Raw genomic sequence first — 21,215 nt, 5'->3', positions numbered from 1 at the left:
CCTAATATCCTTGTAATTCCATGTGCTTCTTGAGAGCTAGGGCAGTAGCCGCTTGCTCTCGATGTCTTAGTTCCAGTAGTTTGAATTCATTTTTTAGATTTCGTGCTCGGGATGTAGCCAAGACTCTTAAAGCTTGATCAGACATTTCTACATCTCCAATCTCAGCATTAAGTCGCTCTATAGCCGTTTCGGTTGCAGATTCAATCAAAGCAGCATCTTTGGCGTAACTGCCTGAGTGTTCGGTACGGTCTCTTAATGATCGAGTCACGAACGCTTTCGCGGTATTGGAGTGGAAATACTGTAGGTACTCATCAACACTAAAGGCGTTAGGTAAGCGTGATACTTCGTTGGGGTCGGGTAGGGTTACACCATAGTCAAAGAGTAGGTTAGAGACGCTTTCAAAATTGCTACTGCTTGATTCGCTAATTAGTTCAAAGTTATTAACAGCGTGTGAGTATGCTTGTACATCGTTTCCGATAACTTGAAGAATTGCTTTCTCATTGCTTACTCCATCTACGCTTTCATCGAAAATATTTCGATAATACTTACCATCGGCTTTTTCAGGATCGATAAAACGCTCTTCTAGTGCCTTGACTTCGTATTCCGCTCTATACCATACGATTGAACCGCAACTACTGCTCGGTTGAGCTGTCTTACCTGCTTCTATCCAAGCGCACACTATCTCTACTGCCGAAGGTTCACTTCGAGACGCAGCAGCAAGGTTTTGTGTGATTGACAGTGCTGATGTTACTGCTCGGATGCTACTAGACTCGTTAGATTCCTCTCGCAACATTTGAAGTTGACTGAGCATCTGTTCACCAATCATTTTGTCTATATTGGCTAATTTCTTTTCAGCTAAGATCAGGTAATCCCTGAGAGACTTAAGTTCCCAGTTGTAGTCACGTACAGGATCTACAATTGTCCATACCAACCATGCATGTGCATTGAGTGATATTGTGCAAAGAGCACCGATAGCAATTTTACGGAGTAGGGCTTTGGTCATGGGTAATTTCCAAGCTTTGCTGCGTAGTGACATGCTGAGTCGGGTTTTGGTCAGGGGTTAAAGGTGTATTGAGAGACTGACGGTTAGGTGACACAATGCTAGAGTACGCAACTCGTACAAACTCTGGCACAACAAGATTCTCGCGAAGTCTGACAATACGACTGCCTAAATCGAATGGGGTGTTTACGTACTCTTGTCCAGCAAAGCAGATTGTTTCGATAGCGCCAGCAATGACCACTGACTCTTCGTGCTTTGAAATGGCTTCAAGCTTATGACCATGATAATGCTTATTGAGAGCCGCTGTTTGATTCTCAGTAAGATAGCGACTGTCCAGAACGAGTAGTGTTCCATTTTTTTCAACAACCGCGCCCGAAGTTAGGTACTTACCGAGGGTAAATGCAAAGTATTGAGTGAGAAGCATGACATTGCTTTCAAATTTGTTGTTTCCTTCATCGGTGATTATGCGAACACCTGAGTATTCAAGACTGTTAGGCTCTAGGTGACGTTGTGTAGCGAGGCGCTCAAAGTAGCTTTTAAAGGTACGTTCAATAGTCATGGCTTTCACTTGCGTTTTCTGTCTATAATATCCACAGTATAGCGGTATGAATATTATAAAACAAATGGATAAGATGCATGGAAAACGTACGCAAACCGTCACTCTACAAACCAGCCGTGTATGCCAAACTACTTAATAGACCTGATGTGAGTCTCTTTACTGAGTTTCAGCACGATATGGTTTTGCAAAAAAACAGTTTGGAAATGAGCAATTATTTTGCTTCGCATATCGGTCTCATTGTTGATGGTATCAATGCTTACCTTGGAGTACCAAAGGCATTGTGGGGGGCATTTGGGCGAATAAACTGGCAATCATTTTCGGTAGTAGATGACCTTTCGGTATTGAATCTTTATTTCGATGTTGAGGTAGAAAAGCAGAAAGTATTAAAGCGCTCTTATGGTCAAGAATCGACTTCGAGTTTAGAAGTAGATCGACTAAAAATGGTTATTCCGCTTCATCCCTGCCATAGCGATGAACTTATTCGCTCTTCGATTTTACACATCTGTTGTATCAATGATGCTCATGAACGAGACGAGAGCATTCCACCAGTTTCTATCACCAAAATTCACTCGGCAAACATTTAGGAATCACAATGAAATTTACTTCAATAGTAGGCGCAATTGCACTGTCATTTAGCCTTTCTGCCCATGCCAGTACAAACCATGTAACTGAACTTACACATAGTCTCAAAGAGTCAACAGGGGCAGAGGTTTTCGTTAAACCGCTTGAGGGTTCAGATCTGTTTGTTGTTTACTTAAACGACAAGGTTTTATTTACGGACGCAAGTGGCTCGGTATTAATCAACGGTGACGTACTTTCACTCGCAGACAATGTAGTAGTCAGTCGAGTTATCCAAGAGGAATTCGATGCGCTACGTAGGCAAGAAGAAATTAGCAAGCGAGCACGAGTTGACGGTGTAGATTCGTTCTTAAGTGGTTCGGATGTTCATAAGAAACCTAAGCCAGTAGCCCCACCTCAATCATCGTTAAGTCCAGCACCATCATTACCTGAACTGACTACGCCACCGACTTCTGATGTGGTTGTTATGGGGTACACACAAGAGCAGGTAAGCTTAGAGCAGTCGTGTCTGCAGAACATTCAAAAGCATTCCGAACTATCTAGTTTGTACGATATGTTTCAAACGGAATTTGACGCCAATACTCGTATCCAATGTGGACAAGTATTTGCAGGGGCGGTTGTTCCCAACCTACCTTCCACCGAGTTCATTAAGTATGAAGCTCCGAATGAAAAGGCATCCGTCACCATTTTTAGTGACTATACGTGCAGTTATTGTTTGAAGGAGCATCAGCAAATAGAAACACTGTTAGCCAAAGGAATATCCGTTAAGGTGTATCCATACGGAAGAGATTATTATAGAGAACGCATCAATGCGAACGGTCAGATTTCCTATGGTGATTACACAACGATGGGCAAAAACATGCTCTCGGTTATGTGTTCCACTGATGACAACTCAGAACGTGCAGAACTCTTTGACACCTTGATGGGACAGCCAAGACATTATCTGTCCAATGAGCTTCCTTCTGTTGCTAATACTGACTTTAATTCAGAGTGTGTAATTACCGCTCACCGACAAAAGCTCTATGGGGATCTCTTTACCTCACGCGCTACTCCGCTTCATGTGTTTAGTAACGGCAAAGTTCACCGAGGCTACTTGTCGGTTAGTGATTTAATCCAGAAAGCCATTTAGTCTGGATAACGTGCCACCTACATTGGATTTATCATGTCCAGTGCAAAGCCTGTTTTTACAGGCTTTTTTAATGCCAGTTGTTCGGCTTCAATAGCTTCTCTCATTTGAACTTGCATCTGTGGCGTTTCAATCGCCAAAAGCTCAATGGTTCGTTTAACGCCATGCTCGATTAAATCAGGCATTACACGCTTCCCCTCAAGTAACAAACTGTCCATTAATTTATGATTGAGGCTTTCCCCATTGTATAGAAATTGACGGTATTTGGGTGTATGACTAGTAATGACCGAAGGAAAAGTGTCAGGGTCGGTGGCTAGATGAAGCATTATGTCTTGTTCGGGGGTTATCCTATGGTCTGGTAAAGGCTCATCGATTGCTATTGTCGCACCAAACCCCGATTCAAGCTCAACTGCATGAAGATTGTCTGTACAAGCTGACTCATTAATTTTGTAAACAAGCCTTGTTAGATCGCTGTCGTACGGTGTCAAATTGTGAAGAGCGTAGTGAGCATCATTCAGTTCATCTGTTCCTGTATGCCCAGAATACAGTGAGTTTGAAAGAGGTAATGTCGTTGAGTCGGTGCGAACGTATGACAATTCTTGGTTTTCATAAGCGTTTTGAAGCTGCTCGTGAACATTGGGTATGTTACTAAACACAGCAGCAGTTGCGATAGCTCTCGTGTTGCATGGTTGGATCTTATTGACTTTGATTGGATGAATGGTGTTCATCGCTGGTGGAAGTTTGGTGTATAGCTCTTTACCGCCCACGTTTACAGTGTGATTTGTCCACTCTCTAGAAGTGCCACGCTCAAGAAGACTTTTTGACAGAGTAAGCCCTGTAGTCGTTAGAAAACTACCTCCTTTGGATTGTTCTTTTAGTCGTAGGTTTAGAACTCTTAGGTATGCTGCTTCCGTTGCCAGTTTTTCAGAAAAACCAGTAGGTCTATCTATGGCTGTATAAATGTCTTCGGAGGTCAGCGACCTAATATGAACGCGCTGATGGGTTGCCTTTGGCGTTAGTGCCTTAACGTGTGCAGCAATAAGTTCGCCTTGTTGGTCACTATCTGTCGCAATCAAGATATGTAAGTCACTACGGTTAAACAGTCGTAAGCGCTCAAGCAAAGGAATAGACTTTGGCTTAAGAGACACTATGTTGTCCTCTAAGGCAAAATCATAGATATGCCCTCGGGTTGAAAATGTCTCTAGTCCAGTCAGACGACAAACTACATTAGCCGTGACTGTACTTTCTGTCAGTAGTACGGATGTTCGACCAGAAATCATCATAACTGCCTTGTGCTTGTTGGTTGAAATAGTTGTCATGAAATAGCGAGCATGATGCAGCTTGAAAAACACCATTGAAATGACCGTAACATGTCTTGTCAATTTGATAGCAAGAGCCAGTAGTTGACCCGTATTCGTTCGCGATAGAGCATAAACGCTGCATTTGAGATGGCTCTTGGTTCAGGTCTCGACAATACGAAATGCCACCAGAAGATGTTGAACAAGCTTCTGCGTTGGTTTGCCTTAAGGCGGTAGTACATTGCGATAGCTGGGGTTCTAACTGTCCTGTCTCATTGTTTCTAACCCAGTCAGCAATGCATATTTCGCTCTCTTGTGTGTAACGTGAGCATTCTGTAGAGGTGAACGGATTTGAATAACTGGTTGATTTAAAATAACAGGCATTGGCATTGTTAGGATCGCTTTGCGCAATATCACAAGGTACTGTGATGGTGCTTCCATTGACATCCGAGGTGTAGCATGTCTGATTGTCTTGGTCGGGTTGCGCCACGTCATTATCACGCCAACTGGTGTCTGTTCCACCTGATGAACCTGATGAACCATTGAGGTCTAGCTCGCCCGTGATGTCATCAAAAATGTCATCTGGAATGGTGGCATTGATTTCATCCAATACTTTATCGATTGTTTGGCTTTTCACATCTTTTACCAAGTCACATACTTGACCTGCAATCCCAGCCGCAATATCGCCCATTGTAGGTAGACCAATCATGTCAAAATCGAGAGAGCAGGTTTCAAATGGATTGAACCAATTACTCGGGTTGCCTGAGCGTGTGTCGAGATCGCATGAGGCATCTAATGCAGGTAAGGGGAGTTCTAGAGTAAATGAATCGCAACTTTGTGATAATTCCAGCGTCCATGTTTCCGCCGCATTCGGTTTTGTAGAAAAACCTGATGTTACTAAAGCTAGCGCAATACTTGATAACGAAAGGGTGAGGGTTCGTGTCATGCCTTTACTCCCATGATCTGATGCAGCATGGCTATCCTAGCCATCACTTTTGTACGTTCGATGATGATGTGTGCATTTGCATATTCTGCGCTGTTATCGTTATAGCAGTCATAGGCAATACGATAGATGGCGTAACCGTATTCTTCGTTCTCGAATCCTAGCCATGCCAGAGCGGTCATCGACTCACGAAAGGGTAGGTAGGCGACTAGACGAATGAGTTTAGAGATCAGTTCTAAGTCCCTTTCCTCCAACGGATTGTTGCAAATGGCTGGTAGCATATTAAATGTCTCAACTATGCGTTCCATTTGTACATAGATAGCCCAAGGCTCTTTCGTTTCTAGTGTTCCAAGGTACTCTAAAGTCTCTTGGCTAAATTGTGATAGATAACGATCTTTAAATACCTTGTAGTCGGTAAGTGTTGGCTGAGCTTGAGAATCTGTCATTGTAGTTTTTGTCATTTGATTTATAATATTCAAATGCATATTAGCACGGAAGTTTACAATATGAAATTCTCAAGTTCAGTGATTGCCATCGGTGCGTTACAGCGTGACGTTGACGTATTGGCTATCAACTCTATGGCAAAACATAACCCTGATACTGCTCTCTCATTTGATGACTTTTTGAAAAAAATTACAGATTTTCATAGTCCAACCACTGAGGGTGAGGCTAAAGAGTTGGTCTCTTTGGTGACGAATGCAAACCAACCAGTTTATGACTTTAAAGACCTTGAGGTTCAGCACACTAAACGACTCGATGATAATGAGTTAGCGAACGCACTCGATCAGGACATAGAACTATGAGGCTAAAACCACTCACGTTACTCGTGTTCACGCTAAGTAGCTCCCCTGCCTTTGCGGTGGTATGCACCGACCCAACTGGTAATGCATTGCACTTACAAGAAATGGCAAAAACAGCCGCAATTTGGCTTGAAGAAAAGAGCATGTATTTAGCTACGATGACTCAAGACAAAGCTATTTCACTTTACGAGATGATGCGCCAAGAATATATGCAAAGTGCTAATATCTCGGCTACAACCAGTGCGATTTCAACAACTCAAAATGCTGCTTCCGAAGAGCGGTATTCTGCTTCACCGTCAGCTTGTGAATCCTTCAAGCGAGTAAAGGGTTATTTAAATAGCATGACCTCGACATGTGAAAACCCACTCACCGAAGCCCTCTTTGAAAACAATCAATCTCAAATAACCGATTGTGGTACAGGAGGTAGTGGGCTTAACTGTGATCGAGTTCAGAACCGTAGAAATGAAATAGCTTCTGAGATTAACAATGCCGTAAAGGACAAAGATGGCAGTAAATTATTAAATGTCCTCGATGGCTCTAAGTTACTTGGACTTTCAGACGCTCCAATGACACCAGAAAATGCAGATGAGCATGACTTGGCTTTATCTCTCCTTTTGGGTGTGGAAGAGCCTGACGACCTACCAAGATTAGCTAATGGTGACATGTTAGACCCGAATTCTGTTAGTGGCTCTTTAGAGGTCAGTACATGGGCGAGGGGGCATGTTTTACGGTCGATACCCAATGGCGCACTGAGTAGAATCAAAAGGATGAATCAACCACAACCTGACGGTAGCGCAAGCCAAATGGCAATGTTGGAAGAGCAAGTTAATTACTACAACAGCGAGCAATTTATAAAACTACTGTCGAACACCAATGATAAGGATGGACTACCTACCAATTGGGAGCAGCTAACCCCTGCTCAAAAACATGACTGGAACAGGATGGCTGATACAGACAGTAAGATGACCTCAAGTGAGCAGGTCATCAGAATGCTAGGTGAAATGGAAGCCCTCTCACTTCGTTTGAATTTCCTTCAACTGGAAGCCGTTAATTCTACTAATGCGCTTGCTGCTCTTCAATTAAAAGTCATGAGTCAATAGCATGGAAGAATCAGAGGTTGTAGGTACTGGATCGAAATTAGAGGACGTACTTAATTATGTATTAACCTCTGAAATACCCGCCTTATATTGGCTGGTGGAAAGACTCGCATTAGCTATCGGTGTGGTGCTAATGTTTACCGCTATCATGTCGATTTACCGTGTCAGATCACTGACGGGGAACTATTCGATGATGTCGATGCAAATGGCTGATGTCTCTCTACAAGAAATCGCAGCCAAAGTAGTTGCAAGCGTTTTCCTAACGAGTTTCGGGCTTGGTCAAGCCATAGTCAGTAACACGTTACTGTTCCAATCTTTTGAACCTTACTCAGTAGATGTTCTGCGCTCAATTAGCTGTAGCGCAGGTGATTCCGTTGGTTGTATTCACTATGAGTTAGGCATCTACAATTCTGGCTCTTGGACTGAACATGCTGTCAACAAAACGTTCTTTGAGTTTTTCACCGCAGTTATAGCGATGCTCGGCACTATTTGTTACACGATGGGGTGGGTGTCGTTTTCAAAATTGGGTGGAGGCTCTGGGCAACCGCAGAAAGGGTTTATGGCTTGCTGTATGCAAATCATCATGGGCACACTCTTAATGCGTCCTACTGAGACTTGGTTAATGTTCACTGGGGGTAGCTAAAATGGATGAAACCTCGATATTAGATAATTTTGTTAACCCTTCAATAATGCATTGGTATTCACTAGGTCTTGGGCAATGGGTCTATGCGTTAACAGGGGCAGATGTCGCTATAACCCATCCTGTTTCAACCTTGATGTTGCTCATAGCCGCAATGAATATAGTCGCTATCTTCGGGCTGATGTGCATGATTGTCTTCATTGGAGGCAAAGGTATCTTTAGCGGAGCGGCAACCGCAAACATCCTAGCAGGTCAATCACCGTTTACCGTTCTGCGAGTCTCTCTTGGTTTGCTAGTTATTATGCCGACCACGTATGGTGTGAGTAAACTTGCTGAGCACAACGTCCATATTGGTAATGGACAGGTGGGAGTAGCTTACACGTCTATTTGGGGGGGAGCAGTAGCGGATACGCTATGGCAACTAAGTGGTTCTGGGGCGCTTCAATACAACATCTCTTCTAACCACAATATTAGAAACACGTATGGTAAATCGCGCTCATTGGCTTTTGTTTTCGTTTGTAATGAATTTTATTATCAGACAGTGGGGAAAGACGCTGGTCAGAATCGCTTTTATATCAACGAGCTTTTTCAAGTTGATCCCACAAAGGGAAGTATGAAGCGAGGTTTGCGAGGTGTTGACTCACTTTCTGATGTAGAGGCGATGGAAAGTCACTCTGACTATTATTTCACTCAGGAGATTTATTTTGGTGGTAAAGCTGCAGCGTGTGGCTCTGTTGCGCTTGATTACTTAGCGACTGCTTCAAGTGACGAGGGTTCGGTATTAGATACCATTTCTAACAACCTTTTCTTGGGATTAACCAAACTAAAAGCAGAAAACATTAACGCTGCTGTTAATAGATATATGGTCGAACTCAGAAATTTCGAGCAGTTTGCTGATCGTTATTACAGGGCGTTCTCTGCACTCAGTTATAAAGATTTGCGAGATACGGTAGCTGACCAAAAGGGTGATAATGCCATCGAACCAGATAAGGTGCTGAACATAGGTGCTCTGCAAAATGGGTATGGTGATAAAGTTCTACAAAACGAAATAGCTCGCGCTACGGATGCTCTTAATTACCTCACTCTCAGACAGTCCTATTTTGAAAAAGCCGAGGGTGAGCTGGCTTCTGAGTCTATGTTGTCCACATTCAGTGGTACTACCGATGGTTCATCAACATCTAGTTTTTCTAATATGATTTACGATAAGTACCTCAATGGTTGGGTGTCTGCAGGTTCATATTGGGCAATTTTTCAAGGGATCTCGGATATTCTTTATGGTGTGGAACGACACATTAACGGGATTACGGTCAAGACCAATGACATATCCGATGTACAGCTTTGTCAAAAAGCAGGTTTCTTCGGTTCGATAGGTAGTGCTATCAATAAACGGCTAGACAAGAACGAACCCAGTTGTGAATCGGCTGGTCATGTCCTTAAAGGCTTTGATGTTATCTTGGCTCACTCAAGCACAAAGGGACAAGTCACGGACTCTTTACCAGACACAATTTCAGTCAACGGCAAAACTTATCCAGTTGATACGGGTATGTGGGCATCGTACTTTGTACCAACGCCTCAATCCAAACAAGATCTCGCTTTTTTTACAAAAGCGACTATTTGGGTGGTTGAGTCAATTTGGGGAGCTGGCAATTGGTTAAATTTTGGGGAGTCAGGTGTTTTACTAGGTTCGGTTAGTGATAACCGTTCAATGCTTTCAGCTACCGAAAATAGCATCATGTTGGATTTGCACGGAACAACCTCTCCTTACGCACTTCTTAATCAAATGGGGGAAAACACTCGCGATTTGGCATATTCAATGCGTATGGCAAGTCGAGTTTTAGAAGCTTTCTTTCAATCATTAAAGCTCAACCAAGAAGGTCGAGTTCTCGGTATGAACGTGTGGACAGGTGGTGCGTCATCCATCTTGATGCTCATACCCGAAACTTTTGCTCGTACCATTATCCTAATGGGCAACGACCTAATTTCAGCCTTAAGCCAGATGTATTGGGCGCTAACTCTGACCAGTTTAATTGCCATGTACGGAATTCCGCTTATACCTTCGGTTGGTTGGGTGTTCATTTTAATAGGGGTGTTCTTTACATTGTACTCTGCTCAAGCGGCTATACCTTTGACCGCTATCCTCATGGCTGCTCCCAAGGGGGATGGTATGTTCGCACCTGATACGGAGCGAATCTTGAGCTTGTTGTTTGGTATCTTTCTAAGGCAATCGCTAATTGTGATTGGGTTTTGGATGAGTCTGACACTCGGCTATGTCGGGCTTTCAATCTTAAATGTTGTATGGCTAACGACCTTCGTAAATAAACTGTCTAGTGCTGGCGTCCTAGACAATGTTCTCTCCACAATCATTTTCTTTGTAGGTTATGCATTTGTCGCATTTTATATTTGTCTCTACACGTTTAGGACTATCTCAATGCTTGTTGACGTAGTAGGCAATTGGTTCAGCTCAATTATCACGGGTGGAGCATTCGGCTCTAATGCCGAGGACTATGCGGCTGCCCAAAATGGGATCACAGGTTTGTCGCAAAAGATGGATGAGCTGAAAGGGGCATTTGAGAACAATAGCAAGAAAAAGAATACAGGCTCTCAACCAAGCGCCAGTGATGCAAAAGATCCAAAGACTAAAAAAAGTGAACATTCGGAGACTAATGCATAATGTCCAATAGTAATGATGATTACACCTTACCAACGGTAAAAGCCCACAGCTTGCCACAAAGCTATGCTCCTTCCGACTATTCAGAAAAGCATGATATTGCTCCCTATAATGAGGGGCAGAAAGATGATGTCGTTAAAGTGGAGGAAGTTCGTTCTCCTAGTGTTATTCGGAAGGTTGTCTATCATCACTTTAAGGTCAGTGCAGATTGTACAGTCGGTCAGCTAAAGACCAATAGCACTTATCAGCAAGTCTTTCTCAATCAGATCGCTCATGACTTTAAGTTCATGGTCTACGGGAACGCAGAGGTAAACAAGCTTGCGTTCCTCGAAGATGAGAAATTACCGATACGCTATACGCTGGTGGAAAGTCTTGGTGTGGATGAGCAGGTGTTTAACCGAAACGTGCGCAACCTTGCGCTCAGCCTGTACATAGTCATTGCATTCTTGGCATTTGGGTTCTTTGGTTTCTTAGATAGTGGGACTGACTTACTGTTTAGCGCTAATGTCAGTGGGGGGTTGTGGCTGAGATTTATGACTAATCTTTTTGCTTTTGCTGTCTGCGCTCTTTTGTACCTGAACTATTGTTATCACGCTTTCGCGGTGATCAATGATGAGTTTACTTCACGAGGTAGGTTTGTTCATGCCCTTAAGGAAGGGGATTTAAGGGCATGGTTGCCGCTCCTATACATGTACTAAGCGGTTTCGTATCCAATCAAAGGTAATGGACATGATAAGGATACCCAAAAACATGAAGCCTAGCAGCCAGTATTCAAACATAGGAATAAAGAAAAAAAGCTCTTTATGCCAAAAGTTCACACAGGTGATTTTTAGAGCCTCATAGCTTTGTGGTATCGCCTCTCTCGAAATTCCTTCAATCACTTCATATAGAGAGCCTGTGACATCAGAGTAGGTCATTAGGTGGCTCAATCTGTCTAGAAACAATGTAACAGGTAGTTCAATGTATCGAGTGTATAGAACCGCATTGAAAATACCGACTAGCACGATGAGTCGCCCTATAGAGCCAGTGAAGAGTTTTGTTGCTGCGATGGGTAAGAGGTAGAACGTTCTACGAACGATACCTGTATAGAGCAGGGTAGCGAACACAAAGGTGAACGCTACTGCATAACGAGTCGTATTGTTATTAATAAGGCGCATATTCCCCCTTGTCGGGAGACAAACCACTATTGAGGTTGATTTGGCTCTCCGAAGTCACTTGCATCGTTGATGGTAATGTCTATTAACCGTTGCTTATCATTAAACACAAAATCTACACCTTGTTTTGTGACATTTGCATATTTCTTTTGATAAAAACGGTACTTATAAATTGTTCGGGTGTCGGGATACTCAATAGTCTGTGGGTATCCAAACGTTTCTTTTACTGTATCTTGAGTTGATAGTCCTAAAGACAAACGCTCAAGTTTTGTGAAATTAATGGGACTGCCATGTTGGGTAGCGGAGCAACCAACAACAAATAGAGTTATGGCAATCGTACAGGTTTTTTTTAAAAATGATTTCATGGTGTTACCTTTGTTTAACTGACTCTATAAATATATGTCATGATTTCTGTAAGTTCAAGCTTTATGGGTAATAACAGTAGATTTGAGCAAGAGCGACACCGTTGGGATCGTTGATAATAGCTTGGTCGCTAACCCGATGCGTTTTGATGTTTACGCGCCAGTTTGACCCTGAAACGGTAGCACTTAGGTAATTCAAGTTGTTGTTGATGTTGATATTGCCTTGATCAAGAAAATACGTTGTCCATTGTTGAGGGGTTAGAATTAAACGGGCTGTACCCGTTGTACCGCAGCTCGGTTGGGGTATCAGGTCGTTTGCTCGTACGACTTTCACACCGATATGGATAAAGTTTGGAAGACGGTCACTAAGTAGCGCATCTTTCGCGTTGCCAATGGCTAAATCATGTACACGAGATGTTCCAGACAGGTCTATCATGTAGTTGTTGTTATTTTGATCGTAGATATTACCCGTAGTGAATATATGACCTTTACCAATTGTTGTGTTCTGTGAGCTGCTACCGACCCGTACCTCACCGAGAAATTGGTTTTGTAAGGTTGAAGAGGTCTGCTTGATAAACTGAACTTCCGCATTGGTAATTTTAGCGTTGGTAGCAGTCATGTCCGTTGTATTGGTAGTGGTTGAATTAACGGTTGTAATATTACCTGTCGTACCCTCAAGCACTGAACCTTTCACTTTGTTGGAGGCGTTCACATTTGTCATGTTGGCAGTTGTACCGTTAATGGTCGTTAGGTCAACGTTGGTCAACTTACTTGTACCAGCAGCATCAATGTATTTTGAGGTGTTCCCTCTATCAACAAAACGATTCGCGAATATTTCATCCACCCCCGAGATGTCAGCCAGATCTTCAAATACGATACCAGCGCCATCTTTAAAGCGTAGGTCTCCGACCACAGGAACGCTCCCTGTTGGGGTTAAGTAAGGTAAGTGTTCATTATCAATGGATATGTCAACAATCGGCATCGCAGTTGCTTGGTTCGGAATAAAGTTGGTATTCACGCCACCCGAACTCGAAAATGTGATTAGGGGTTCAGCTTTAGCTGAAAGTGTCCCTGCAACGTCAGGGGCTAGGTTGCCGTTAATCACGATACCTTGTGATGTATTTGATGAATTCACAACCGAGAAAGTGGTGGTGATCAGCGTGCCATCGTTAGCTATTGTAAAGCGATATTGAGATGCATCACCGACTAACGGTGTGTCAGCTTTCGTACATGGAAGCAGTTCAAAAGGGGCAGAGGTTGCCCCAGAGCAAGTAGTTTCTTTTAGCCAGTTCAATCCAACGTGAGTCGTCCCATTGCGAAAGGGCTGTCCACTCACATTATGTTGATCCGTAGGTGCAAGGAGACCTGATGATGAGTCTCCCCCAGAGGATTGATAGCGCACCACAGCATGAACGATTTCTGCCATACGCTTCGCTTCTAGGCTATACGTTTCTTGATCAATGTCGTGGGTACGCTGTCTGACCCAAGCAGAGAAAAGCATTGACGCTAATATCAGTGCCAGAGTCGCTTGAATGAGCATGAATCCACTTTGTTTTTTCATTTCACGCATAGTTACACCTACTACAGAATTACAGATTAGTCAGAACAACGTTGACTTTCGTGCCTGATGCGCAAGCTGTATCACGGGCAGCTATACCATCGATTCGAGTGCCACCAACATTAACCTGCACCACTGCGTCTATGTAGTCATCCACTGTATCCGCACACATTTCGATAGGTACGTCTTTAAGCGTTACCTGAATGTAATTATTGGCTGATGTGAATGATTTGCCGCTTCTATCTGTTGCAGTGCTTACAGGTGCAAAATCAAGTCCATCATCGGTATATGGAGTAATGAATTGGTTTGCTGTAGTGGACTTGTACATATCACTGATGAGTTTGGCACTTTGATAGACCGACTGGTTTGTTGTACCAGCGTATGATCCGTAGGCGCGTTTATTTTCCTTCATCGTACCGAAGAATCGTAATAGCTCCATGCGCAAGTTGTCACGGTTTGTCGCGGCTTCTTGTTGGTTGTATTGGTTTACAGCAACCGCAGATATGATGCCCACAATGATAACGGCTAAGACAACACCGATAAGACCAATACCTTTCTGCTTTTTGCGAGATTGTAAATTACTCATACGTTTCATATATCAATTACCTTATTTACGTTTGTATTCCATTTTTATTTATGAATTCACTGCGCCTTGCAGTTCCATCATTGCGAGCACTAAGCCAACGAGGTAGAGAGCCAAAGCGACACTGCCTGTAGTGTTGATGGCGATAGAAATCGCTCTGACCTTTGTTTCAATTTTTTCGATGATATTTTTAGAGATTTCCTCCATGTGTTTAGTTGGGTCTGCGACCCTGAAAAATATTGAGAGCATGTGATTAATGTCAGTAGGGAAAAGATCATTTTGAATGGCTTTTCTGTCTGAACCTGTGTGGCTATGCACCTCAAGCATTTGATTGATGTGGTGCTTCATAAATGGGGTAGAGCTTTTTTCAATAATACCTAAAGCCTTTTTCGTGTTAATGCCGTTGCGATAAAGTAGAGCCAATGACGTTAAAAACAGTCCAGCATTTATGTCACGCGACATTTTGAAAGGGAGTCCGATTAAGAACACTTTCTCGATAAGGTTTCTGGGCGCACCTGAAAGATTTGGGATGAGATACGCATATAGAGCCACTAGGAAAATCACGAATGGCAGCATGAACACTTGAGTTTCTATGATGAAGCGGTTGAAGGTGTCAACGGTTTGCATAGAATAGCCAGCATTCGCACCAAGCTTGTCCAGCAGTGCGGTGAACTTACCGATGATAGGCTCTTGTGTCCCGTTCACTAAGCCAATGATTATCAAAAAATAGACGAAGGGCATAACCGCTGCGCCAATGATGGTTTTGCGTAACTTCCCATCCTGTTGCGATGAGTCGTAGATGACTTTCAGACCTTCGAGCGGTGTCGGGGCAGCTTTAAAAATCATCTGCTCTTTATCATTGAGATACGGTTTCAACGCATCAAAGATGTCAGCATTTTTCGACTGCTTGAATCGGTCTCTTACGTTTTTGTAAAAAACCTTAAGCAGTATTTTTTGGTAAGACTTCGGATAACTTTCAACGATAGTCTCATCGAGTGCATCTACCACTTGAGTTAAGTTCGCGCCAGCACCGACCAACTCTAAAATGAATTTGATGTACTCAATCACTTCTTCTTTTTTTAGCATCTTACGAGCAATAAAAGCAACGAAGTCATTTTTGATGGTTTCCGTAGTATTGCTGCGGAGGTATGCCAATTTATCTTCATAAATTGAATAAAATCGAGTGCGAGTGATCATCCGTAAATCTCCGCTGGGTGTTGTATATCGAACTGCTCACGTAAATGGTATGTTTCGTTCAAATCAGATAGTTGTTCAATGACATTGGTAGGGTCGATAAGACCTTGGAATATGCAGAACAACGCAACGTCTTTTCTAGAGAAACCACTATCGTTTAGCCAAAGGCGTTTTGCTTCGTCTTTGTTATCTGCAGCGAGGGCTTGCAGGATCGGTATTGTGTATTCAACAATCTCTGCGACAAGTCTGCGACCTTTAATGCCACGGTAGTCACATTTGTCACAACCAGCTTCATTACGAAACTTCACTACATCCAGCTTGTGAGAAAGCCCCATTTCGGCAAGCTGTTTTACGGCTGCTTGCTGTAATGCAGTTAGGTTTGTTTGTTCAAAAATAGTTTGTGAGCAGTGAGGACAGAGTTTCTTAAACAGCTTTTGACTCACCACCGCTTTCATCGTTTCACCACTCTTAAGCTGTCGCTCAGACGCCCCAAGACCTATCATTCGTTCCATCACATCGAATGGAGAATCACAGTGCATCGTAGCAAGTACGTTGTGACCAGTGAGCGCGAGTTGCTGTGATGACGAGCAGGTACTCTTGTCTCTCACTTCCCCCACGGCTACGTCATCAGGATCAGCTCGAACGATAAATTCCATTGCGGCTTTGAATGAGTCGTCCAAAGTTGAGTTTGATGATGCACCAGAATCAATGAGGTTTATTTGGTTTACCCCATTGATTTGCCTTTCAATCGGGTTCTCGAATGAGACTATGTGACGAGTGTGATTTGATTCTTCGTCTATCTCCATCATCATGTTAGCCATCGTTACACTCTTACCAGAGTTGGTTTCACCGATAATGAGAACTATGCCTTTGCCATATAAGCATTGGGCGATTTTGGCTGCTTGATTAAATTCAAAGCCCAATTGATTGAATGGAATCTTCGTTGCGGTTTCATATTGGTCTCCCAACATACGAAGAACCATGACAAAGTTTTTATCTTTTTTTTCTGTTGGGTGGCTCGCGATACGCGCTCCAAGTCGGAGGCTTCCTACCGTACGATAAATAACGCCATCTTGTTTGGTGAGGCTATCAAACGATGCATCTTTGATAGCTCCATCCTCTGCAGCCAATGACGAATAGAGCACGGAGGCTAAGTCATGAATGCTATCCTGATTTCGTTCATGACCATACATCAAAAGCTCACCATCTTGACGAAACTTTATCCGAGTTTCACCTACAGTATCGCTGCAGACGATATGGACATCTGAGGCGTTGAGTTCATGTGCTTTTAGCAGAAGTTCGTCAATCTCTATTTCGGTCTTGTTTCGGTGTTCATTATTACTGTTTGACAAACTGTTCTTTAGAGCATTAAGAATGATGTCAGTACTTGCATAAGTGATCTGTGGTCTTATGCCGTAATGCGTATCGGTGTATCTACGGACACATCGAACATGTTCACGGTATTCTTCGGTATTGATGGGAGACTGACCTTTAGATATGCGTTCATCGACTAGCAAAAAAACTGCATCTGTCTTTGTGTTTGCATTGTCTTTATTAACCTGCACCTTGTGCTCTTTTGAAACGATCAAAATGTAGTTCTGATGGTATTTATCTCCCAGTCCCAATTCCTCGGAACGGACGATGCCGCCAATCGACCCAAGTTGATTGAGAGAGGTGATTGTAGAATCTTCAAGATCAAGCTGTTTCATCGAGTCTGTCATAGGTTAATACCACTTCAAGTCTTGGTTAGTCAGCCATGGAGTCATAGACCGCAGGAGCTTGAGAAGCTGTCGGATATGAAACGCTCAGTGGTTGTTGTTGTATTGAACTCTGTAAATCAACTTCCAACGAACCAAGTGCATATAGCTTTTGGTACTCTTGAATTAGCGAGTTGTTATGGTCAATCTTCTTAAAGATCGACTCTGCACTGATTGCTCGTTTAGTAACGATTTTGTTGGTCTTAAGGTTACGAAACTTGATGCCGCTTGCATCGTAGGAGACAACGCAATGGTTAGCGTAAGCTGTGCGATTCTTTTTTGCTTGATATAGGTCTACGCGAACGGGTTGTCCATCAACGTACAACTCAGCCTCGGCATCATCCCCTATGATAGTTATTTCAGACACATAGACGGTATTCATTTCGTAACCGATAGGTGGACGATATGTAGCTACTGGTTGAGGTTTAACAGGCTCAGGTTCAGGTTGTACAGTTTCCTTAACCTCAACAACAGGGGGGTTCATCATTAAGTTGATCTCACTGTTGACCTCATAGAGTTCTTTGAGCTTCTTAGCTCGCTCAATTTTTTCATCCAAGCTTTTATTAGAGTTTGCATTTTCTTGAATCATTCTTTCATAATCTTTCAAAGAAAGTGCGTGTGTATGAGGTACGGCTGATGCTACTGCGATACATAGAGCAACCATTTTCGGGATTCTAGAGATCATATATTCGCACCTCCAGTGCGCCAGTTTGTGTAGCTATTTGATAGTGAAGTTTGCTGATTACAGCGGTTTGAAAATCATCGAAGACCACACTCAGGCGTGGGAGTTGATTGGAATATTTGAAGTTGACCGTCACCGTGTAAACGTCAAATGGATGAAGCCATTTGGTTTCATCTTCGTCAGTTTTAACCTTAAGGCGAGACAGTAAGTTTTCCTCTGTAGTCGTATATTTCTCGGGGCGACTAGGCGGCACGGCTTTACGTAAAGCCCAGTTGGTTATAACACCTTCTCGATCCATTATTTGTAATCTGGAAATTAGGCTTTCTAGATCCAAGTCCTCTGATTTGAACTCAAAGGGTCTTTCGTGAGTAGATTTTTTGAAGGTGGTTTCCACTAAACCAATGTTTCCATCAAGAGTTATATTTGCATCAGGAAACACCTTAAGGAACTCATTAATAGTTTGGTTGCCTCTACGCACATACTGACTGGTCACGATGCTGTCTAGTGTATTCTTTTCGATTGAAAAAGGGTCGGCAAAGGTCACGTCTTCCAGTTTGTAACCTTGAGCTTCAACAGGCAGGTTTGAAACAGCTTGATATAGATGATTAAATGGGCGATGACCATTCATCCTGATGTGTGTTTCTATCCATTTACGTTCTTGATTTATGATCTTTTCAAGTGCATTTCTATCGTCAGTCGGGTTATAGACAGGGGTGTTCTCAACAGGTTTAGATACTGTTGGCTCTTCGATAGATTGGAAATTATTGTATTTATCTAGTGTTGCTTGGTCGGTAGTTGGCTTCGATGACCCGTTAAAGTACATGTACCCAACCAAAGAGAGGGCAAGAACACCACCAATGGTCGCAACTTGTTGCTTATTTAATTTCGCCTTAGCCAGCTTTGAAATATCACTAACATGAAGTAGTGAGTCTGCAGGAAGGGATCTTAATAGGTCTAATAGATTTTCTCTGTGATGGTTTTTTGAGAAAAACTCCAAGTGACCTTGTATGAACTCGTGAGTATTACTAATTGCCTCTTCTAACAGGTCGGTAAGCTGTTGGTTGTTGAGGTCGGAAGCTCGTTTTTCGTTTGCCTCTTTTTCAAGCCATGTGGTGTGTAGGGCTATCGCAAACTCATCACTCCCCATTAGGATGAGGCTACCTATCTCATCAGCTATTGTATCAAATGAGTTACTAGCATCTTGAGTAAGTACCAAATCGAATAGGTTTCGTGCGCCTTGATAGCCGCAAGCGTAATATTTGCCATCTGGCAAGATGCTGACATGAATATCAATGAGGTCTTTCTCTGAATCTTCATCTGAAAAAGGGGCTTTGTCCAAACACGCTCTGCGCAGTGCAGGGGCTAAAGCAATACCTGTTTTCGGGTTGGAAATGAGATCGTTTTTATTCTCAACCAAACCCAGATTGACAGTCGAGCCATTGACTATGCGCACACCTTGCGAGGTGTGTGCCTCAATCAGTTTTCCAAACGCTCTGGCGTATGCAGTGTTATTGGCAATGCCTGTTTCAGCTTGCCACACCAACGCAGCAGCAAGGAAAGAAGCATCATCCAATTTTGCTGGATAAAATACCGACATTTAGATCTCCAATATTGTTGGTTGGACAACCACAATTAGATTGGATTTGTAGCGGCGTTTTGTTTGATTACCACCAGCCCACCACGGGAACTGTTCAGCGAGTTGGCTAACATCCGCTGCGGTCAGTAGACGTTCGTATGCATTGACAATTGTGTGCTGTCCATCTCGCATTACTACAAAGCCCATCGTGTTCTGTCTACGATTCTCTTCCAATTGAACTTCGTTATCTGCGTTACCAAAGCTTGTGACATCTTTGATGACTTTTGTATTAACGATAACTTCTAGATCTATCAGTCCTTTACTGGTTAGGCGAGGACGGGTAGATACCGCAAAACCCTCATCAATGAGTTTCGTTTCGATGCTCTCTTGTGCAAACCCTTCTGAGTTAACTGTTACCGAACGTCCAGCCACGATCCCTCTGTCATCAATACTTGAAACAATGGTCGGAATATTGTTCTTCGTCTTGGCTGACTGCTTGATATAGCTATAAATAGAAGCGTTGTTATTCAGTGTGCTGAACACTGAGCTGATGTCCCAATTCCCCATCGTCAGTGATAGGTCTAAGCCGCCACTATTCGGAGATGGAACAAAATTGGGAGAAGTAAGGCTTAGGTTTGAACTGCCTGTCTGGAAAGCAGCCTCCCAATCGATACCACGCTCATCATTTACTTCTGTTACGATTTCAAATACGTGAGCGGTAATCCCGTAAGAGGTGGTAGCTCTCATATTATGATTTTCTAGGAAATCACGAATTACTTTTAATGATGGTGGGGTATCTTTAATGGTTGCAGTTTTGTCGAAGCGATTCACATAGACTTCACCATCTTCTGAGAGCAATAGTTTAATTTGGTCTTCAATTTGCTGTAGCGGCTTCGCATCTTCGCCTTCGGATGACAAACCTGCCCCAACGGTATTATCGTCTGTACCACTCGATGAGTTTTGAGTGAACGTTGCTTGGAAACTGCGATCTCCCGTGTCTAGCTGGAATGTTTCTTTATTGAATCGGAAAATCGTTGCTCTACCATCTTCGTACTTCCACCATGTATTTGTGTTAGCAGTGATCAAGTCTAACGCTTGTCTAAGACTTGCGTTTTGTAGGTTGAAATTGAGTTTATATCCGCGCTTTTGAGTCGATGACGTGAGTGATGTGGTATCAATAGTGGCAATTGGAATAATGCCCGTTGAATCATCTGATGAAGTCATGGCTTCGCCTGACGACTGCTCTTCACCAAGTGCATCGGCTATATAACTGCGAGCTTCATTATCAAGATTAATCACAAGTCCGTATGGTTGGTATCGCTTGTTCAGCATGTCGATCACGCTGTCTATCGTCATTTCGTCCACACGATTAAACGATGAAGGTGTATCGAAAATCGCTGGCAAAGATTGTCGCTCTACCATTTCAAACGAGCCACCAAGGACATAAAACCCCTCACTGTACTCAAATGGCATGTCTCTTAAGCGGTCAGTGTTGTACGTAAACTCTCGGTCTATCTGGCTCGACATCTGGCTATATTTAGTTTCATGCTCTTGATTAGATGCAATATGGTCGGTTGAACATGCCGCCAAAACGAGAGGTATCAACAAAGCCAGTGGTTTTTTAAAAAAAGTCATTTCC

21 protein-coding genes are annotated in these 21,215 nt (G+C 43.0%); 7 read left to right on the top strand and 14 right to left on the bottom strand.

The annotated features are described in order from the left end of the window. Position 1: 1 nt before the first annotated feature. Both QWZ05_RS07950 and QWZ05_RS07945 read right to left on the bottom strand, forming a co-directional pair. On the bottom strand, positions 2 to 1,003 hold the full coding sequence (locus QWZ05_RS07950; RefSeq protein WP_290297772.1) for a hypothetical protein: 1,002 nt from the start codon (positions 1,001 to 1,003) through the stop codon (positions 2 to 4). Then, a complete protein-coding gene (locus QWZ05_RS07945; RefSeq protein ID WP_290297770.1) occupies positions 981 to 1,559 on the bottom strand; it encodes a hypothetical protein in 579 nt (192 codons plus the stop codon). Before QWZ05_RS07945 ends, QWZ05_RS07950 begins: the two co-directional genes overlap by 23 nt. Before the next feature lie 77 nt (positions 1,560 to 1,636). On the opposite strand from QWZ05_RS07945, the gene QWZ05_RS07940 reads away from it, so the two are divergent. Together QWZ05_RS07940 and QWZ05_RS07935 are read left to right on the top strand one after the other, a co-directional pair. Beyond that, positions 1,637 to 2,143 carry a hypothetical protein gene (locus QWZ05_RS07940; RefSeq protein WP_290297769.1) on the top strand — a complete coding sequence of 169 codons (507 nt, stop codon included), beginning with the start codon at positions 1,637 to 1,639 and terminating at the stop codon, positions 2,141 to 2,143. An 8-nt stretch (positions 2,144 to 2,151) separates the two neighbouring features. Then, a complete protein-coding gene (locus QWZ05_RS07935; RefSeq protein WP_290297767.1) occupies positions 2,152 to 3,267 on the top strand; it encodes a thioredoxin domain-containing protein in 1,116 nt (371 codons plus the stop codon). 17 nt (positions 3,268 to 3,284) lie between these two features. Here the strand turns inward: QWZ05_RS07935 and QWZ05_RS07930 are convergent, their stop codons facing one another. Genes QWZ05_RS07930 through QWZ05_RS07920 form a run of 3 tightly spaced genes read right to left on the bottom strand, consistent with a single transcriptional unit; the run spans position 3,285 to position 5,951 of the window. Continuing rightward, on the bottom strand, positions 3,285 to 4,544 hold the full coding sequence (locus QWZ05_RS07930) for a toprim domain-containing protein (RefSeq protein ID WP_290297766.1): 1,260 nt from the start codon (positions 4,542 to 4,544) through the stop codon (positions 3,285 to 3,287). Continuing rightward, positions 4,492 to 5,508, bottom strand: a complete 1,017-nt coding sequence (locus QWZ05_RS07925) for a hypothetical protein (protein WP_290297764.1) — start codon at positions 5,506 to 5,508, stop codon at positions 4,492 to 4,494. The genes QWZ05_RS07930 and QWZ05_RS07925 overlap by 53 nt, the downstream gene beginning before the upstream one ends. Continuing rightward, on the bottom strand, positions 5,505 to 5,951 hold the full coding sequence (locus tag QWZ05_RS07920; protein WP_290297762.1) for a hypothetical protein: 447 nt from the start codon (positions 5,949 to 5,951) through the stop codon (positions 5,505 to 5,507). Before QWZ05_RS07920 ends, QWZ05_RS07925 begins: the two co-directional genes overlap by 4 nt. A gap of 60 nt (positions 5,952 to 6,011) precedes the next feature. On the opposite strand from QWZ05_RS07920, the gene QWZ05_RS07915 reads away from it, so the two are divergent. The 5 genes from QWZ05_RS07915 to QWZ05_RS07895 are packed head-to-tail and all read left to right on the top strand — an operon-like array spanning position 6,012 to position 11,408. After that, a complete protein-coding gene (locus QWZ05_RS07915; protein ID WP_290297759.1) occupies positions 6,012 to 6,308 on the top strand; it encodes a hypothetical protein in 297 nt (98 codons plus the stop codon). Beyond that, positions 6,305 to 7,405, top strand: a complete 1,101-nt coding sequence (locus QWZ05_RS07910; protein WP_290297757.1) for a hypothetical protein — start codon at positions 6,305 to 6,307, stop codon at positions 7,403 to 7,405. The genes QWZ05_RS07915 and QWZ05_RS07910 overlap by 4 nt, the downstream gene beginning before the upstream one ends. A gap of 1 nt (position 7,406) precedes the next feature. Continuing rightward, positions 7,407 to 8,045, top strand: a complete 639-nt coding sequence (locus tag QWZ05_RS07905) for a hypothetical protein (RefSeq protein ID WP_290297756.1) — start codon at positions 7,407 to 7,409, stop codon at positions 8,043 to 8,045. A 1-nt stretch (position 8,046) separates the two neighbouring features. Continuing rightward, positions 8,047 to 10,713 (top strand): hypothetical protein, encoded by a 2,667-nt coding sequence (locus QWZ05_RS07900; protein ID WP_290297754.1) that lies wholly within the window; start codon positions 8,047 to 8,049, stop codon positions 10,711 to 10,713. Next, complete coding sequence (locus QWZ05_RS07895) at positions 10,713 to 11,408, top strand: hypothetical protein (protein WP_290297753.1); 696 nt, start codon at positions 10,713 to 10,715, stop codon at positions 11,406 to 11,408. Before QWZ05_RS07900 ends, QWZ05_RS07895 begins: the two co-directional genes overlap by 1 nt. On the opposite strand, the gene QWZ05_RS07890 is transcribed toward QWZ05_RS07895, so the two are convergent. The 9 genes from QWZ05_RS07890 to QWZ05_RS07850 all read right to left on the bottom strand — a co-directional run bounded on the left by QWZ05_RS07890 (position 11,394) and on the right by QWZ05_RS07850 (position 21,211). Then, positions 11,394 to 11,867, bottom strand: a complete 474-nt coding sequence (locus QWZ05_RS07890) for a hypothetical protein (protein ID WP_290297751.1) — start codon at positions 11,865 to 11,867, stop codon at positions 11,394 to 11,396. The two genes, QWZ05_RS07895 and QWZ05_RS07890, sit on opposite strands and share 15 nt — an antisense overlap. 26 nt (positions 11,868 to 11,893) lie before the next feature. Then, positions 11,894 to 12,229, bottom strand: coding sequence for an outer membrane protein assembly factor BamE (locus QWZ05_RS07885; RefSeq protein WP_290297749.1), 336 nt, complete (start codon positions 12,227 to 12,229; stop codon positions 11,894 to 11,896). 61 nt (positions 12,230 to 12,290) lie between these two features. Next, the gene (locus tag QWZ05_RS07880) at positions 12,291 to 13,796 is read right to left on the bottom strand and encodes a hypothetical protein (protein ID WP_290297746.1); all 1,506 of its coding nucleotides are present in this window, start codon (positions 13,794 to 13,796) and stop codon (positions 12,291 to 12,293) included. A 19-nt stretch (positions 13,797 to 13,815) separates the two neighbouring features. Next, complete coding sequence (locus QWZ05_RS07875; protein ID WP_290297744.1) at positions 13,816 to 14,379, bottom strand: type IV pilin protein; 564 nt, start codon at positions 14,377 to 14,379, stop codon at positions 13,816 to 13,818. Positions 14,380 to 14,418: 39 nt separating this feature from the next. Continuing rightward, positions 14,419 to 15,564 carry a type II secretion system F family protein gene (locus QWZ05_RS07870; protein ID WP_290297741.1) on the bottom strand — a complete coding sequence of 382 codons (1,146 nt, stop codon included), beginning with the start codon at positions 15,562 to 15,564 and terminating at the stop codon, positions 14,419 to 14,421. Next, positions 15,561 to 17,282 (bottom strand): GspE/PulE family protein, encoded by a 1,722-nt coding sequence (locus QWZ05_RS07865; protein ID WP_290297739.1) that lies wholly within the window; start codon positions 17,280 to 17,282, stop codon positions 15,561 to 15,563. The genes QWZ05_RS07870 and QWZ05_RS07865 overlap by 4 nt, the downstream gene beginning before the upstream one ends. 25 nt (positions 17,283 to 17,307) lie before the next feature. Next, the gene (locus QWZ05_RS07860; RefSeq protein WP_290297737.1) at positions 17,308 to 18,003 is read right to left on the bottom strand and encodes a hypothetical protein; all 696 of its coding nucleotides are present in this window, start codon (positions 18,001 to 18,003) and stop codon (positions 17,308 to 17,310) included. Continuing rightward, the gene (locus QWZ05_RS07855) at positions 17,993 to 19,597 is read right to left on the bottom strand and encodes a hypothetical protein (RefSeq protein WP_290297735.1); all 1,605 of its coding nucleotides are present in this window, start codon (positions 19,595 to 19,597) and stop codon (positions 17,993 to 17,995) included. Before QWZ05_RS07855 ends, QWZ05_RS07860 begins: the two co-directional genes overlap by 11 nt. Continuing rightward, positions 19,598 to 21,211, bottom strand: coding sequence for a hypothetical protein (locus tag QWZ05_RS07850; RefSeq protein ID WP_290297734.1), 1,614 nt, complete (start codon positions 21,209 to 21,211; stop codon positions 19,598 to 19,600). Positions 21,212 to 21,215: the final 4 nt, after the last annotated feature.

This window comes from Vibrio agarivorans, from assembly GCF_030409635.1.
Lineage (GTDB): Bacteria > Pseudomonadota > Gammaproteobacteria > Enterobacterales > Vibrionaceae > Vibrio > Vibrio agarivorans.
The sequence above is the reverse complement of the archived record's forward strand: the minus strand, read 5'-3'. Positions and strand labels throughout refer to the sequence as shown.

What these genes read in the sequence shown, in the direction of transcription:
- QWZ05_RS07950 (WP_290297772.1), bottom strand. Translation starts at nt 1,003, where the DNA reads ATGACCAAAGCCCTACTCCGTAAAATTGCTATCGGTGCTCTTTGCACA.
- QWZ05_RS07945 (WP_290297770.1), bottom strand. Translation starts at nt 1,559, where the DNA reads ATGACTATTGAACGTACCTTTAAAAGCTACTTTGAGCGCCTCGCTACA.
- QWZ05_RS07940 (WP_290297769.1), top strand. Translation starts at nt 1,637, where the DNA reads ATGGAAAACGTACGCAAACCGTCACTCTACAAACCAGCCGTGTATGCC.
- QWZ05_RS07935 (WP_290297767.1), top strand. Translation starts at nt 2,152, where the DNA reads ATGAAATTTACTTCAATAGTAGGCGCAATTGCACTGTCATTTAGCCTT.
- QWZ05_RS07930 (WP_290297766.1), bottom strand. Translation starts at nt 4,544, where the DNA reads ATGATTTCTGGTCGAACATCCGTACTACTGACAGAAAGTACAGTCACG.
- QWZ05_RS07925 (WP_290297764.1), bottom strand. Translation starts at nt 5,508, where the DNA reads ATGACACGAACCCTCACCCTTTCGTTATCAAGTATTGCGCTAGCTTTA.
- QWZ05_RS07920 (WP_290297762.1), bottom strand. Translation starts at nt 5,951, where the DNA reads ATGACAGATTCTCAAGCTCAGCCAACACTTACCGACTACAAGGTATTT.
- QWZ05_RS07915 (WP_290297759.1), top strand. Translation starts at nt 6,012, where the DNA reads ATGAAATTCTCAAGTTCAGTGATTGCCATCGGTGCGTTACAGCGTGAC.
- QWZ05_RS07910 (WP_290297757.1), top strand. Translation starts at nt 6,305, where the DNA reads ATGAGGCTAAAACCACTCACGTTACTCGTGTTCACGCTAAGTAGCTCC.
- QWZ05_RS07905 (WP_290297756.1), top strand. Translation starts at nt 7,407, where the DNA reads ATGGAAGAATCAGAGGTTGTAGGTACTGGATCGAAATTAGAGGACGTA.
- QWZ05_RS07900 (WP_290297754.1), top strand. Translation starts at nt 8,047, where the DNA reads ATGGATGAAACCTCGATATTAGATAATTTTGTTAACCCTTCAATAATG.
- QWZ05_RS07895 (WP_290297753.1), top strand. Translation starts at nt 10,713, where the DNA reads ATGTCCAATAGTAATGATGATTACACCTTACCAACGGTAAAAGCCCAC.
- QWZ05_RS07890 (WP_290297751.1), bottom strand. Translation starts at nt 11,867, where the DNA reads ATGCGCCTTATTAATAACAATACGACTCGTTATGCAGTAGCGTTCACC.
- QWZ05_RS07885 (WP_290297749.1), bottom strand. Translation starts at nt 12,229, where the DNA reads ATGAAATCATTTTTAAAAAAAACCTGTACGATTGCCATAACTCTATTT.
- QWZ05_RS07880 (WP_290297746.1), bottom strand. Translation starts at nt 13,796, where the DNA reads ATGCGTGAAATGAAAAAACAAAGTGGATTCATGCTCATTCAAGCGACT.
- QWZ05_RS07875 (WP_290297744.1), bottom strand. Translation starts at nt 14,379, where the DNA reads ATGAAACGTATGAGTAATTTACAATCTCGCAAAAAGCAGAAAGGTATT.
- QWZ05_RS07870 (WP_290297741.1), bottom strand. Translation starts at nt 15,564, where the DNA reads ATGATCACTCGCACTCGATTTTATTCAATTTATGAAGATAAATTGGCA.
- QWZ05_RS07865 (WP_290297739.1), bottom strand. Translation starts at nt 17,282, where the DNA reads ATGACAGACTCGATGAAACAGCTTGATCTTGAAGATTCTACAATCACC.
- QWZ05_RS07860 (WP_290297737.1), bottom strand. Translation starts at nt 18,003, where the DNA reads ATGATCTCTAGAATCCCGAAAATGGTTGCTCTATGTATCGCAGTAGCA.
- QWZ05_RS07855 (WP_290297735.1), bottom strand. Translation starts at nt 19,597, where the DNA reads ATGTCGGTATTTTATCCAGCAAAATTGGATGATGCTTCTTTCCTTGCT.
- QWZ05_RS07850 (WP_290297734.1), bottom strand. Translation starts at nt 21,211, where the DNA reads ATGACTTTTTTTAAAAAACCACTGGCTTTGTTGATACCTCTCGTTTTG.